We start from the raw sequence: 12,699 nt of genomic DNA on the forward strand, positions 1-12,699 counted from the left end.
CATACCGTCGGAGCTTTCAAGCATGTTAAAGAACATCTTCTGTTGGTGCATAAAAGGCGCGCATCTTGCGTTGTTCGGCTTCGTCTTGGGGGCTGGACTGTACCTTACTATGCCGCTGCAGGCATGGGCGCTGACGCCGCCTGGGAACGACCCCTTCTATACGCCCCCAACCATCCATTCACAGCTTCCTCATGGAACCCTGCTGCGCTGGCGGAAGTTCGATCCGATAGAAGTTTCCGCCAACGGTTGGCAAATCTTGTACTCGTCGACTGACGCCCGCGGTAAGCCGGTGGTTGTTTCCGGCACGGTGTTGGTGCCAAAGACGCAAAGAAGCGTTGCCCATCGCCCGGTTATCGCGTGGGCGCCCGGCACTCATGGGATCGCGGACATCTGTGCGCCTTCGTATCAGTACGCCCTGGGCAATGAGTATGAGGTATCGCTAGGCCCGGTACCGCAGACACTGGCCAGGGGCTGGGCAATAGTTGTCACCGACTATGTTGGGTTAGGAACTCCTGGTGACCAGCCCTACTTGGTTGGCCGCTCCGAGGGCCACGCCGTGCTCGATGCGGTTCTCGCGGCTCGCCACTTGCCGGGCGCTGGCATCAAGCAGCATGACCCGGTAGGCATTATGGGATACTCGCAAGGTGGACATGCAGCAGCTTGGGCGGCTCAGTTACAGCCGACGTATGCCGCATCGCTGAATGTCTATGGTGTGACCGTGGGGGCCGCACCAGCGCGAATGGACGACATCTTTGCCTTTGCAAACAATGGCGTTTCGCGGTTGTCCGCCGCAATTCCCTACATGCTTGTCGGCCTGAACGCAGCGTATCCAGAGTTGAACCTTGATAACGTGTTGACCAGCCACGGAAGGGCAGTGGTGGCCGACGTGCGCAAAGGCCAATGCTTGGTAGAGGCGCTGGCGGCCTATACCGGCATCACCGAGGCTCAATTGGTTGATGCGCCGGCGATTCTTTCGAGGTCTGACTGGCGAGCGCGGCTCCGCGAAGGTAGCACCGGAACCATTCCATCGCCCGTGCCTGCATTTGTTTATATCAGCCGGTCAGACGAGCTTGTGCCCTACGACCAGGCCATCACGTTGAAAGACGACTGGTGCGCGCGAGGTTCCAAAGTCGCATTTCGAGCGGTAGAGGCCGCGGACCACGTAAGCGGCTTGAGCGTCGGCTGGCCAATGGCGATCGAATGGCTGGTCGATCGCTTCGCCCAAATACCGCCGCCCTCGGACTGCCAGTAGCCCTCAGGCCGCCTCCCGCGGCAGATTTGCAGATTTGCCGAGACAAGCCAGGCACAGGTTAAGCAAAGCTCGCCCGCCGCGAAGAGAGTGGCACAGCTATCCATCGACGCGCTGGGCGCATTCACACCACGATGTTTCCGAGCTCGGTGCAGTTCAGCCAATCCCGGTTGGCACCCTGCAGCAGCGGCGAAATAGCTGATGTGACGAAGACTTGCTGACTCATGCTGAGACGCGCCATCTGGATGCCGTAGACCAAGTTCTTGATGTCCTTGGTCGGGTCGTAATGTTTCGAAAGCCGACGCCGGTCAGGCGCTTGAGGGTTTTCAGGCGCATTCGCGGCATGTGACAAACGTCGGTAGCTGACGTAGCGCTTGATCGAAACGCCGGGTGTTCAACGCGAATAGTTGAAGATCCGCCCCCAGCCGACGAGTGCGACACACGTCACGGCATCCGGTGATGCTCTTGAGGGGAACTTCGCCGTCGGGGAAACCAGACCAGATCTGCAAGTATCTTGCGCACATATGTACTCGCTGAGCCACGCACCAACTACGTAAGATGAGCATCGACGGGGCTGGTTTGGCCGATAAGTTTCAGGCGCTGGTGCCCGCAGAACACTTCCGTTTGGGATATTCACTGCCGCACCGGCACAAGACCACCATGAAAGACCTGTCCACAGTATTCCTGACCGAGCAACAGCTCATGATCCGCGACGCGGCGCGTCGCCTGGCACTCGAAGTCGTCGCACCAACGGCCGCCGAGCGCGACAGGGCTGCAGCCTGGCCATACGCGGAACTGGGAATACTGGCCGAGGCGGGCTTCCTTGGCATGCTGATTCCGGAGGCTTATGGCGGCGTGGGTGCCGGGTTTGTCGAGTTTTGCCTGGCGCAGCAGGAGTTTGCGGCCGTCGATGCCGGGCTGGCTACCATTCTGCATGTTCACAATATCACCGCGATGTGCATTGCGGCGCATGGCTCCGAAAAGCAGAAGCGCGACTACCTTCCGGCCATGGCGCGCGGCGAAGCAATCGGCGCGACGCTCATTTCCGAGCCGCAGGCTGGTTCGGACACTGCGGCGTTGCGTGCCACCGCACAGCGCGACGGTGACACTTTCATGCTGTATGGCACGAAGCAGTTCATCTCGAACGGAAGCGAAGCCGGGGTGGCGGTCGTGCTGGCGCAGACCGACAAATCGAAGGGAAAGAAAGGCTGGAGCACTTTCCTGATTGACCCGAAACAGCCTGGCTATGAAGTCAGCCGCATCGAGACGAAGCTCGGCCAGCATACGGCGCATACCGCGCAAATCGTGCTCGATGGCTACCGCGCTCCGGCGAGCAGTCTGCTCGGCATGGAGGGCAGCGGGTACGCGACCATCCTTGGAAGCCTGTCGGATGGCCGCATCGGGATCGCTTTCATTGCGGCAGGTGCCGCGCGGGGTGCGCTCGAAGCCGCGCTTCAGTATGCACGCGAGCGCGAGGTTTCCGGCAAAGCGATCCTTGAGTTTCAGGGCGTAGCGTTCGACCTGTCTGACATGGCCACAGAGGTTGAGGTGGCCTTCCAGTATTGCCTGCACGCCGCGCGCCTTTGCGAGGCCGGCCTGGTATGTGTCAAGGAGGCCTCCATCGCCAAACTGTTTGCCAGCGAGATGGCAGAAAAGGTGTGCTCGCAGGCGTTGCAGGTTCACGGCGGCTACGGTTACCTCACGGATTTCCCGGTCGAGCGCTACTACCGCGATGTGCGGGTGACCAGCATCTACGAGGGCACCAGCCACATCCAGAAGCTGATCATTGCCCGGTCGCTGGCTTGAGCGCAGCCCCTATTTGCAGGAGGAGGTCGAGAATGAGTGATATCTATGTAGTGGGGGTGGGTATGACGCCGTTCGGGCGCCTGACGGATCTGAGCCTCAAGGCCATGGTCCGGCATGCGACCGAGGCCGCATTGAATGATGCAGGGTTGCACAAGGAATCGGTCGAAGCGGCCTTCTTCGGTAATGCGTCGCAGGGACATATGGAGGGCCAGCAGATGATTCGCGGCCAGATCGCACTGCGCGAGATGGGTATCAGCCGGATTCCGGTGGTCAATATCGAGAATGCATGCGCCAGCGGCAGCAGCGCGCTCACGCTGGCGGTCAATCACCTGCGAGCCGGCGCGGGCGACGTGGCGCTCGCGGTGGGCGCAGAGAAGATGGTCTCGACGGATCGCGAACGCATGTTCTCGGTCTTCGACAGCGCGCTGGACGTGTCGTGTGCAGATGCCGTGCGCGCTGACCTGCTGCGCATGGGCGAGGGCGTCGAGGTGCCGCCTGGCACCACCTCGCCAAAGCCATACAGCGTGTTCATGGACGTCTATGCCGCCTTTGCCCGCGCCCATATGAAGCGCTTTGGCACGACGCAGCGACAGATCGCGGCGGTAGCGGCCAAGAATCACAGGCATTCGGTGCACAATCCGCTGTCGCAATATCGCACGGCGTACACCGTCGACGAGGTGCTTGCGGCTGCGCCGATCACGTATCCGCTAACGGTGCCGATGTGCTCGCCGGTGTCGGACGGGGCCGCCGCCGCGATTCTCTGCACGGGTTCTGCACTGTGCCGGCTGGGCCTCGACGCGCGCCGGGCGGTGCGCGTATTGGCGTCGGTGATCCAGACCGGCAGCGACCGCGACTACGCGGATTTCCGGAACCACCTCACCGTGCACGCGGCCCAGCGCGCTTACGAGGCGGCCGGCGTCGGTCCGGCAGATGTATCGGTGGCCGAAGTGCACGACGCGACTGCAATGGGGGAGATCATCCAGATCGAAAACCTCGGATTCTGTGGATTCGGCGACGGCGGCTCGTTTTCCGAGCGCGGCGAGACCAGCATCGGCGGGCGAATTCCTGTCAATCCGTCGGGCGGGTTGGAGTCGAAGGGGCATCCCGTGGGCGCCACAGGGATCGCCCAGATCCATGAGCTGGTCACACAGTTGCGCGGTGAAGCCGGGCCACGCCAGGTGGAACAGGCACGCATTGCCATTGCGGAAAACGGCGGTGGACTGTATGGCGTTGAAGAAGCCGTGGCGTGCGTGACAATCCTCGGACGCTAGCCCCCGAGCGCCGCTAGTCGCGGCGCCGATATGAGCCGGGGGTCGAGCCCGTCCAGACCTTGAAGGCGCGGTTGAAGGCAGTCGTATCGGCGAAGCCAAGCTGCGCGGCAATTTCCGCAATCGGTGACGAGCCCGAACTGAGCCGCTCGACGGCCAGTTCGCCCCGCAACTGGTCCTTCAGCGTCTGGAAGGTAATGCCTTCCGCGGCCAGCCGGCGTTGCAGGGTGCTGATCGACATGTAGAGGCGCCGAGCTACCGCGTCCATGTCGGGCCACTCAGGCTCGCTATGCAGCAGTACCGCACGCACCTGTGCACGCGTGGCGTAGTCGCTGGGATGCGGCACCACGAAGTTCTCCGGCGAGTTCAGGATCAGCTTACGCAAAGCGGCGTTGTCGCGCCGGACCGGCGCGTTCAGTGCCGCCGCATCGAACCAGACCGCCGAGCGGGCCCGGCCGAACTGCACCTGGCACGGAAACATAATGGCGTGGAAAGCGCCCCACTGTGGCGCTGCATAGCTGAAGTCCACACGGCGCGGCGGCAGGCGGCCTCCGCCGAGCCAGGCGAGCATGTGCCAGAACACCCGCATCAGCACGTCGTGGGCGATGTGGCGGCTGGCGACGTCGTCGTCGGCAAACTCCAGCGTAAATCCGGCAAGCGCCTCATCGCGCGCGTAGCGTAGATCCACGCCGTGCTGCAGCAGGCGGAAGGTGTTGGCGGCGCGGCGCATTGCCGCCGCCAGGGTCGATGAACCCAGCGCGGAGCGGACGACCAGGGCAAAACTGCCAGGCCGCATCGGATGCGACAGGAAGCCGATGCACTCGTCGTCCATCGCCACGATCAATTGCCGCAACAGCGCGCCGTACTGCTTCGGCGCAATCCGCGCTTGCGAATCAGCGAGCACGGACGGGGCAATGCCGCAGGCCTTCAGCAGGGCAGCCACCTGATCGTCCGAGATCCCGAGCCGTTCCCTTGCGCCCGCCAGGGAACCAAGCACAAGAGTGACGGGGACGGTATGGAGTTGAGCGGACATGCATGTGATTTAACCAGATTCTCCGCGAAAGCGCAGTCGAGTTGAGCAGATCCGCAAAGAAGATGAATGGATGTGTCATCACAAACGCCGACGGGCATCCTAAGATTTCCCATAATCAGCAGTAGAAGGAGCCCCAATCCATGCAAGCAGCAGTACTCACGGAGATTCGCGACGGCGCGATCTGGTTGACGCTGAATCGTCCTGACGCCATGAACGCCATCTCGCCGGATATCGTTCAGGGGCTCATGTGTGGGCTCGACCTTGCACAAGCTGCCGTCGAGGTCCGCGTAGTGGTACTGACCGGCGCTGGCCGCGCCTTCTGTGCCGGTGCCGACCTGAAGTTCGTACGCGGCACCGGCAAGGGCGTTGGTGTGGGGACATTCCTTGAAGACATCCTGGTATTGCTGAACCGGCTGGAGGCGTTCCCGAAGCCAGTCATCGCCGCAGTCAACGGCATGGCGCTAGCGGGCGGCCTGGAAATCGTGCTGTGTTGCGATCTCGTTGTTGCCGCGCGGTCGGCGCGGTTCGGCGACGCGCACGCCAACTATGGCCTGCTGCCGGGCGGTGGCGGCTCGGTACGGCTGCCGCGCAAGATCGGACCCACGCGCGCGAAGTACCTGATGTACACGGGCGCGTTCGTGTCTGCCGAGCGCATGGAATCGGCCGGGCTGGTCAATGAGGTCGCCGAAGACGCCAGCCTGTTGCAGGTCGTCGGCGAAATCGTAGCCTCGATTGCCGGCAGGAGCCCGCTTGGACTCGCCCGCATGAAAACGCTGGTGAACGACGGCCTGCAGCAGCCGGTGGACGTGGCGTTGCGGCAGGAATTGCTGATGAGCGCGCTGCACGAGCACAGCCATGACATGCGCGAAGGCCTGGCGGCCTTCGAGGAAAAGCGTACGCCCCAGTTCGCCGGGCGTTGAGGAAATGGCCGGCTTCCGGCAGCGTAGGAGAAGCGGAATGAACCTGAAAGACAAAGTCGCCATAGTGACCGGCGCCGCATCCGGCCTCGGGCTGGCTACCTGCAAGGCGTTGGCCGCAGCCGGTGCCACGGTGGCGGGTTTTGATATCGACGGCGCGAAGGTCAGCGAAGCGCTCGGCCCCGGCATGACGGGCCTGGCGGTCGATGTATCCGACGAGCGCAGCGTGCAGGGCGCCGTCGAAGCCATACGCGAGACACATGGCGCCGTGCACGTCGCAGTCAACTGCGCCGGCGTTCTGGGGCCCTGCAAGACGATCTCGAAGGGCGAGCTGTTTCCCACCGAACAGTGGAACCGGGTGATCGGCGTGAACCTGACCGGCACCTTCAACGTGGTTCGGTACGCGGCGTTGGCCATGACGGCGAACGCGCCGGATACAGGCGGCGAGCGCGGGGTCATCATCAACACGGCGTCCGGGGCCGCCAAGGCCGGGCAAATGGGGCAGGCGGCGTACAGCGCCAGCAAGGCCGGCGTGATCGGCATGACGCTGCCTCTGGCGCGTGACCTGGCAGAGCATGGCATTCGCGTCATGGCCATTTCCCCAGGGCTGTTCGAGACCGGCATGTCCACCGGCATGCCCGGGAAGGTGTCGGGCGCACTGATCGACAAGATGCTGTTTCCCCGGCGCATGGGCAAGGCCGAAGAGTTCGCCTTCCTGGTGCGGCACGTGATCGAGAACGGCTACCTGAACGCCCAGTCGCTCGACATCGATTGCGGCACGCGTTGAACTCTGAAGCACGCTCTGACTTACCAACTTCACATCAAAGAACGAGCAACGTCCGAAGCGTTCGGGCCTTGCCAGCAAGAGGAGACAGGTATGCAGCTATCCGACTATTTCGACGCTGCCGCGTCGCGCCATCCGGACCGGGAGGCATTCGTGGACGGCGGCGGCGCAATACGCATCACGTTTGCGCAGGGGCAAGCGTTTGTCCAGGACGTTGCCCACGCGCTGCGTGCCGACCAGGCGCTGGACGCCGGTGCCCATATCGCCATCTATGCGCCGAACGACTATCGCGTCAGCCTGCTGCAGATCGCGGCAAATCGGGCTGGCATGGTATGGGTGTCAGTGCACACGCGCAATGCCGTCGACACCAACATCGAGGTGCTCGACTATGCGGACTGCGATCTGGTCTTCTTCCACAGCAGCTATGAGCTGCTCGTACCGGCACTGAAGGCCGGCCTGCCACGCGTCAAGCGATTCCTGTGCATTGATCGGGTCTCTGAGCACGGCGTTGAGCTTGACGGATGGGTAGCTTCGCATCGGGAAGTCGCGCTGTCACCACCTACACCGGACCAGGACCGACCGGCGGTTATCCAGCCCACCGGCGGCACCACTGGACCTTCGAAGGGAGCGATGCTGACGAATCGTTCGGTCGAAATGGCCCTGATCTCGGTATTCTCAGCGCTTCAGATGGATGAGAACACACGAGTCCTTGCAGTCGCTCCGCTGACGCACGCGGGCGGCTTTGTCACGCTGGCCGCGGCGATGCTCGGCGGTACGACGGTCGTACTACCGGCTTTCGATGTCGACCAGGTGCTGGAGACTATTGCGCGGAAACGCATCACGCATCTGTTCCTGCCGCCGACGATTGTCTATGCACTGTTGGGCGCACCGGCGCTGGAGCGCGCCGACATGTCATCGCTCCGATGCATCGCCGTCGGCGCCGCTCCGATCGCACCGGAAAAGCTGAAGGAGGCCGTACGCCGCCTTGGACCCGTGATCTATGAGGTTTATGGGCAGAGCGAATGCCTGTTTCCCGTCGTCGCCAAGCGGCCCGCCGACTACTTGCTCGCATCGGGCGAGTTCGACGAGGAAGCGCTGCGTTCGGCTGGCCGGGCTGTACCCTTTGCACGTGTCGAGATCATGGACGAAGACGGCAATCTCGTCGCATCTGGCGAGCGCGGAGAGATCGTCGTGCGCTCGGCCATGGTCATGGCGGGCTATTACAAGAAGCCGGACGATTCGGCAGCGGTGTCGACATTCGGATGGCACCATACGACTGATATCGGCATCCGTGATGCGCGGGGCTTCATCACCGTCGTGGACCGCAAGAAGGACATGATCGTCAGCGGCGGCTTTAACATTTTTCCCGCCGAGATCGAAGCCGCAATCAACGCTCACCCAGCTGTGCTCGATTGCGCGGTAGTTGGCGTCCCCGACGAGAAATGGGGGGAAGCGGTCAAGGCCATTGTGGAACTCAAGCCCGGCCGTGACCTCACCGAGGCGCAACTGATCCATCTGTGTAAACAGACGCTCGGGAGCGTAAAATCGCCTAAGTCGGTTGAATTCTGGACGGACCTGCCGCGCAGTGCCGTAGGAAAGGTGCTTAAACGGGAGATACGAGCGCGGTTCTGGGAAGGGCGGTGGCGGTCTGTCTGAAAGCGAGCTGCGTTTGCTTATGAAATGGGTATTTTGTAGCACCGCCGCCCTTACTTGGCGTTGCAACTCGGAAGAAGTCGCGGTGACATCCTCGTGCCATTGGATTGCCTTCCCGCGCGCCTCAAAGGCATTCACTCCGTCGCGCCGCATCTTGGCTACGGCCAATGGTTCAAGAGCGTCATGCAGGCGCGCCTTCGCTTCGCGCAGCCCCGCATTGGCCAGGCGCCCCAGCGGGGCCAACTCGAATGGCCGGTGACGCGCGCATTTGAGCCACCTGCGCGACCGCGTTACTCCGCAAGCTTAATTACATAGCGGGAGCAACGGCATCCCTTCTCCACACTCAATCAAATGCCATCCCCAGGGCTACCGTCAGCCAGGCGACGAATACAGCGAAATCCCAGATGGCACGTTGCGGTATCTACCGCATGCGGTTGGCGAGCTGCCGGGCGATAGCGCTGGCAATAGGTCGGCGCGCACAGATACGAGCCACCCTTGATGACCTTGCGCGGGATTTCACTTCCTGGCTCTGCGGGATCATAGCTGCCGGACATATCACCGCCGCGCGGATTGCGAGGGATGCAACACGGCTTGTTGGAATACGCCTCCTGTCGGCGGCCGTACCAGTCCGACGTCCATTCCCATACATTGCCAGCCATCTGGTATAGACCATATCCGTTTGGCGCGAACGCAGCCGCAGGTGCGGTGCGATCGTAGCCGTCCAGACACAGGTTCTGCCAGGGGAATTCGCCCTGCCAGACGTTCGCCATGTGCTTGCCTCCCGGCGTCAGTTCATCGCCCCAGACAAATGCAGCTCCCTCCAGACCGCCACGTGCGGCAAACTCCCACTCGGCTTCGGTGGGCAATTGCAGGCCTGCCCAAGCGGCATAGGCTTCTGCATCTTCACAGGCGATTTGCACGACCGGATGGTCGTCCAGCCCCTTGATGGAGCTTGTGGGGCCGAGTGGCTGTCGCCAGTTTGCCCCGGCAACGTAAGACCACCATAGCTCGATGTGGCGCAGGTCCACGGGCGCGGACGGCGTCTTGAAGACGAGCGCGCCCGGCACCAGCAGTTCGGGCGATGCGCCGGGATACATGGAGGGATCGAGCGGACGCTCGGCAACCGTCACGTAGCCGGTTGCTGCCACAAACGCGGCGAATTCAGCGTTCGTCACCGTCGTGCGCGACATCCAGAAGCCATCCACCGCGACCCGGCGCGACGGGCCTTCGTCGGGGTAGTGGCCGTCCGATCCCATGCGGAACTCGCCGCCGGGCACCCAGACCATCCCGTGCGGCGTTTCGTCCCTCGGCATCATGGCTTCGGTGCGGGCGGCACGTAGGGGTCCGGGGTGCCCATCGGGATCAGCGGGTACTTCTTCGTGCTGGCTTGGAAGGCGCCGATCATCTTCATCATCGGCCCGATCGCCCAGCTTGAATACATGCGCTTCTGCTCATCCTCGCGCGGATTCGTGTAGAGGTCGAAGAAATACGGGATGGGCAGCTTCGCGGCCGGCGCTTCCATGTTGTCCTGCTGGTAGAAGTGCGCCTTGAAGTTGTGCCACTTCGCGGCCTGCAGGCGATTGTCCACCCAGATCAGGATGCCTTCGCGCGCCGACTTGTCGGTCTTGCCTTCCAGGAACGCGGTCTGATCCACGCCGTCGATGGGACGGTCGTCGGGCACGTGGGTGCCGGTCGCATGGGCGATGGTGGGGAACACGTCGATGCCGTGCACGATCTCGTTGCTGACACGGCCGGCCGGAATCTTGCCTGGCCACCGGATCATGAAGGGCACCCGGATGCCCCCCTCGTAGGCAGTGAAATACTGCCCGCGCCAGGGGCCGGACCAGCCGTCCCACGGACGCAGGTACTCGGCGCCGTTGTCACTGGCGAAGATGACGATCGTGTTGTTGCGCTGACCGAGGCGGTCGATGGCATCGAGCATCTGGCCGACGTTGGCGTCCATTTCGGCCAGCATGTCGGCCCAGTCGCCATTGCCGGTCTTGCCCGCCCAGCGCTTGTTAGGCACGGTGGGAAAGTGCGGCTGCGTCAGGCTGGCGAAGGCGAAGAAGGGCTTCCCGGCTTTGCTCTGGCGCTCCATGAAATCGACGGTGCGGCGCGTGAGGTCGGCATCCATCTGCCGGCGCTCGTCCATGTCGTAGACGCGCACGTCATGGCTTTTCTCGCCCTTTCGACCTTCCATGATGTACTCGGGCTGCCGGAGTTCGGGGGAGTAGCCCGGCGATCCCGGAAACATCGCTTCGTTGGTGGTTCGCGGAATGCCGTACCACTCGTCAAAGCCCTGGTCGTTGGGCAGGCGGCCGTTCTCGCTGCCGAGGTGCCATTTGCCGTAGAGCGCGGTGGCGTAGCCCGCATCGGACAGCGTCTCCGCCATCGTGATTTCCCACTGCGGCAGTCCCTCGGCCTGGCCGGGGAGCGGCACGGCATAGGTCCCCGAGCGGATCGCGTAACGCCCCGTCAGCATGGCGGAGCGGCTCGGTGTGCACTGTGGCTCCATGTTCATGTTGGTCAGGCGCATCCCTTCGCTGGCCAACTTGTCGATGCGTGGCGTGGGCGCGCCACGCAGCGCACCGCCACCGTATACGCCGAGTTCGCCGTAGCCGAGGTTGTCTGCCAGTATCAGGAGGACGTTTGGCCGCTGGGTGCCCTGCGCGGAAGCGGTCGCGGCGAGCAGTGCGCCGGTGGCAAGTAGCGCGACGGAGGCGAGCCGGGAGAGGCGTGCGGGAATGGGAGGCGGTCTGTACATGGGGCGTGCGGGTCGAAAAACAGGGGGCGTCGCAGGTTAGGGTAGCCGACCTGTCGGCGCCCGGATGTCCCGGATGGGAAACGCATTAGCCGAAAGCGGTTACATCATGTCCTGGGAATCAGACATCCAGGCTCGTCAGCGTTAGCCCCGATTTGCCCAACGGCCCGGCTCGCTCACAATGCGCTCCCGGGTATATTCTGCAATGGGCAGGGACGATTTCCTCGGGGCAGCAGGCATCACATGTACAAAAACGAACACTGCACCACGGTGCTGTTCAACACCCCCGAAGACCAGGCACGTGCCGTTCCCCAGCTCGATCAGGACTACTTCCAGACGGGCCCCGGCTGCTTCGGCGGCAGTGTCCAGCAGTTTCACCTTGGCGGGGACGCCTTTGCCTATCGCGAACGCCTCAATGTCCCGGTGCTGCAGGAAGGGGCGACGAAGAAGGGCTGGCGTCTGTTCGCGATCCCGATGCTGGCCACCAGCACCAGCACACTGGCCGGCCGAGCGATCGACGCGCGAGCCATGATCGGCCATCTCGCGGGCGGGCGGGAATTTCTCGGTCAGACCGCGGGTACGAGCGACCACATCGGCATCGTCCTTTGCGACAGCCTGTTCGAGGTCTATGCCGACTATCTCGGCGGTTCGCGCAGCTTGTCGTGGTCAGGCCAGCACCTTCTAGAGATTCGCCAGCTCGCATTGCGGCGCGCGTCGCAGGGCATCGGGCAGTGCATCCGCGCCGCCGAGGAGAATCCTGTGGCGCTGGAATTCGAGCAGGCGCGCAAGGCGCTGCGCGACGACCTGCTCGAATACCTGTTCTGCCTGCTGATCGACGCCGAGCCGCCGCGGCGGCAGCCCGATGTCACCCGCTACACCTATACCGACATCGTCAACCGCAGCCGGCAATACCTGCTGGCAACGCCGAACGAACCCACGGGCGTGCTCGAACTGAGTCGACGCCTGCGCGTGAGCCGCCGCACGTTGCAGACCGCATTTCTCGAAGTCGCGGGCGTCACGCCGCACGTCTACCTGCGGGCGATCCGGTTGTCATCGGTGCGTCGCCTGCTGCTGCAGAACAGCGTGGAACGGCTGGGCATCCGCGACGCGGCGGCACGCTGGGGCTTTGTACACATGGGCAAGTTCGCGGCCGAGTACCGCACAATGTTCGGCTATCTGCCTTCCGACACAGCGCGCCCGGCGAGCGGGTAGACACGTCCCGCGCCAA

Annotated in this window: 11 protein-coding genes and 1 pseudogene; 7 read left to right on the forward strand and 5 right to left on the reverse strand. The window is 63.3% G+C overall.

The features are described 5' to 3' along the window. Positions 1-22 precede the first annotated feature (22 nt). Complete coding sequence (locus ACIGJG_RS25505; RefSeq protein WP_483673206.1) at positions 23-1,252, forward strand: lipase family protein; 1,230 nt, start codon at positions 23-25, stop codon at positions 1,250-1,252. Positions 1,253-1,373: 121 nt separating this feature from the next. On the opposite strand, the gene ACIGJG_RS25510 is transcribed toward ACIGJG_RS25505, so the two are convergent. Further along, positions 1,374-1,508 (reverse strand): hypothetical protein, encoded by a 135-nt coding sequence (locus tag ACIGJG_RS25510; protein WP_483673207.1) that lies wholly within the window; start codon positions 1,506-1,508, stop codon positions 1,374-1,376. A gap of 401 nt (positions 1,509-1,909) precedes the next feature. On the opposite strand from ACIGJG_RS25510, the gene ACIGJG_RS25515 reads away from it, so the two are divergent. Continuing rightward, on the forward strand, positions 1,910-3,055 hold the full coding sequence (locus ACIGJG_RS25515; protein WP_483673209.1) for an acyl-CoA dehydrogenase family protein: 1,146 nt from the start codon (positions 1,910-1,912) through the stop codon (positions 3,053-3,055). Positions 3,056-3,087: 32 nt separating this feature from the next. Then, positions 3,088-4,326 (forward strand): thiolase family protein, encoded by a 1,239-nt coding sequence (locus ACIGJG_RS25520; protein ID WP_483673211.1) that lies wholly within the window; start codon positions 3,088-3,090, stop codon positions 4,324-4,326. Positions 4,327-4,339: 13 nt separating this feature from the next. Here the strand turns inward: ACIGJG_RS25520 and ACIGJG_RS25525 are convergent, their stop codons facing one another. Further along, positions 4,340-5,356: an AraC family transcriptional regulator gene (locus tag ACIGJG_RS25525; RefSeq protein WP_483673213.1), complete on the reverse strand. Its 1,017-nt coding sequence runs from the start codon at positions 5,354-5,356 to the stop codon at positions 4,340-4,342. Positions 5,357-5,496: 140 nt separating this feature from the next. Here ACIGJG_RS25525 and ACIGJG_RS25530 point away from each other — a divergent pair, with 140 nt between their 5' ends. The 3 genes from ACIGJG_RS25530 to ACIGJG_RS25540 all read left to right on the forward strand — a co-directional run bounded on the left by ACIGJG_RS25530 (position 5,497) and on the right by ACIGJG_RS25540 (position 8,713). Then, entirely contained in the window at positions 5,497-6,276 is a 780-nt protein-coding gene (locus ACIGJG_RS25530; RefSeq protein WP_483673215.1) for an enoyl-CoA hydratase/isomerase family protein, read from the forward strand. Positions 6,277-6,313: 37 nt separating this feature from the next. Then, positions 6,314-7,060 carry an SDR family NAD(P)-dependent oxidoreductase gene (locus ACIGJG_RS25535; RefSeq protein WP_483673216.1) on the forward strand — a complete coding sequence of 249 codons (747 nt, stop codon included), beginning with the start codon at positions 6,314-6,316 and terminating at the stop codon, positions 7,058-7,060. A gap of 90 nt (positions 7,061-7,150) precedes the next feature. Continuing rightward, the gene (locus tag ACIGJG_RS25540) at positions 7,151-8,713 is read left to right on the forward strand and encodes a class I adenylate-forming enzyme family protein (RefSeq protein ID WP_483673217.1); all 1,563 of its coding nucleotides are present in this window, start codon (positions 7,151-7,153) and stop codon (positions 8,711-8,713) included. A gap of 96 nt (positions 8,714-8,809) precedes the next feature. Here the strand turns inward: ACIGJG_RS25540 and ACIGJG_RS25545 are convergent. From ACIGJG_RS25545 to ACIGJG_RS25555, 3 genes and pseudogenes are all read right to left on the reverse strand, one after another. Continuing rightward, positions 8,810-8,947, reverse strand: a pseudogene (locus ACIGJG_RS25545) (zinc-finger-containing protein); the annotation flags it as partial. Positions 8,948-9,057: 110 nt separating this feature from the next. Further along, complete coding sequence (locus ACIGJG_RS25550; protein ID WP_483673218.1) at positions 9,058-10,026, reverse strand: formylglycine-generating enzyme family protein; 969 nt, start codon at positions 10,024-10,026, stop codon at positions 9,058-9,060. After that, a complete protein-coding gene (locus tag ACIGJG_RS25555) occupies positions 10,023-11,474 on the reverse strand; it encodes an arylsulfatase (RefSeq protein ID WP_483673219.1) in 1,452 nt (483 codons plus the stop codon). Before ACIGJG_RS25555 ends, ACIGJG_RS25550 begins: the two co-directional genes overlap by 4 nt. A 240-nt stretch (positions 11,475-11,714) precedes the next feature. Between ACIGJG_RS25555 and ACIGJG_RS25560 the strand changes: the two genes are divergently transcribed. Beyond that, positions 11,715-12,683: a helix-turn-helix domain-containing protein gene (locus ACIGJG_RS25560; protein WP_483673220.1), complete on the forward strand. Its 969-nt coding sequence runs from the start codon at positions 11,715-11,717 to the stop codon at positions 12,681-12,683. The last annotated feature ends 16 nt before the right edge of the window (positions 12,684-12,699 follow it).

It is taken from the genome of Cupriavidus sp. C1SS-2L (genome assembly GCF_057073735.1).